We start from the raw sequence: 1649 nt of genomic DNA, 5'->3' as shown, positions 1-1649 counted from the left end.
GCCGGCCTGCGACAGCAGCGCCCGCCCGTCCACGCCGATAACCAGGGTATGCATGTCCGACAGGCGCTGCGCCCGGGCGGCCAGCTCATTGTTCCAGCCTTCGGCGCCGGTGATGATCAGCGCTGTCGAGCGGGCCTCCTTGCCGTCCGGAGTTATGACAGCGGATGGCTGCAGCCCGCGCGCATCCGGTTGTCCGGGATAGGTGCCGGCGGTGAGAAACAACAGGGCCGCGGCCCAGGCGAACCCTTTGCGGAGATCAAGTTGCCGTACCATGTGCTGCTTTCCGGGACTTATCCTCGTTTACCGGCAGAATATGCATAACTTTCCTGCGGAACCGTGAACAGCGCCGGGGTCTTGCCAGGCGGAAGTTTACGTAGGGGAAGCCGTAAGCAGCTTTCCCCATTGACCGGCAAAGCGACGTACCTAAAGTGCTGCCATTCCGGGATCAGCGGCACGGGCGCCGGCTGACCTGATCGAAAGGACAATCAGATGAAGACCCTTCTACCTGCCGCCGCCGCGGCTGCCCTCCTGGCCTTTCAGGCCCCGGCCTTTGCCGAAGACCTGGAATTCCTGCTGATCAATGACAGCAGCGCCGATTTGGTTGAATTCAATGTATCCCCGGCGTCTTCCAGCAATTGGGAAGACAATCTGATGGATGGCGGCTATCTGGCGCCAGGTTATGAGATCGGTGTGGTGATTGCCGACGGCGCAACCACCTGCGTCTACGACATCCGCGGCAGCTTTGACGATGGATCCGAAGCAGAAGACTTTGGTCTCGATCTGTGTGATCTGGGTGAATACACCTTTACCGACTGATCCGGGCAACGGCTGGGCGCGCCCCGGCTGCTGCAAAGAAAAGCCCCGCCGGAGCGGGGCTTTTTTGTGGCCGGTTATTCGGCTGCGCGCAGGCGGCCCTGCGGTGCGGGCGGTTCGGGTTCTCCCTCCTCCGCTGGATCTACAACCGTTTCGGGGACCTCGCTTTCGACCCACTGGATTTCCGTCGTCGGCAGCTGGCGCGCCTTTTTGAACAGGCGTGAGTCCTGCGCGATGCGGCTGGAGCGGCCGCGGGTGATCCGCGACAGCGCCCGGCCCAAGGCGCGCATGTAGGTGGCGAACCACACCCGGATGGCCAGCAGCGAGGGGGTGACCACCAAGGTCAGCACTGTGGCGATGCCCAGGCCGAATACCACAGCGGTTGCCAGCTGTTTCCACCACAGCGCGGTGGGGCTGTCGATCGAGTAGCCGCCGTTGATGAAGTCCAGGCTGACGCCGAACATCATCGGGGTGAGGCCGGCCATCGTGGTGATAGTGGTCAGCAGCACCGGGCGGATACGTGCCTCGGCGGTGCGGATGATCGCCTCGATACGCGGCATCTGCTGGCTGAACTCCTGGTAGGTGTCGATCAGCACGATGTTGTTGTTCACCACAATCCCCGCCAGCGCCACGATGCCGGTGCCGGTCATGATGATCGAGAACGGCTGTTGCATCACCATCATGCCGATCAGCACGCCGGTGGTGGACAGAACCACTGCCAGCAGCACCAGCGCCGCGTTGTAGAAGCTGTTGAACTGGGCCAGCAGGATCACGAACATCAGCGCCAGCGCTCCGGCAAACGCCTTGGACAGGAAGGCGCCGGATTCCTCCTGCTC

The 1649-nt window shown here is 62.8% G+C and carries 3 protein-coding genes; 1 reads left to right on the top strand and 2 read right to left on the bottom strand.

Features of this window, described 5'->3' with window-relative positions:
* Positions 1-273 (bottom strand): hypothetical protein (locus tag A2I95_RS36260; RefSeq protein ID WP_291737351.1); only part of this gene is annotated, 273 nt, incomplete at its 3' end.
* A 216-nt stretch (positions 274-489) separates the two neighbouring features.
* Between A2I95_RS36260 and A2I95_RS36255 the strand changes: the two genes are divergently transcribed.
* Positions 490-816: a hypothetical protein gene (locus A2I95_RS36255; protein WP_259991801.1), complete on the top strand. Its 327-nt coding sequence runs from the start codon at positions 490-492 to the stop codon at positions 814-816.
* Positions 817-890: 74 nt separating this feature from the next.
* Here the strand turns inward: A2I95_RS36255 and A2I95_RS36250 are convergent.
* Positions 891-1649: efflux RND transporter permease subunit (locus A2I95_RS36250; RefSeq protein ID WP_291737350.1), on the bottom strand; the 759-nt coding region annotated here is incomplete at its 5' end.

It is taken from the genome of Leisingera sp. F5 (assembly GCF_001593695.1).
The sequence above is the reverse complement of the archived record's forward strand: the minus strand, read 5'-3'. Positions and strand labels throughout refer to the sequence as shown.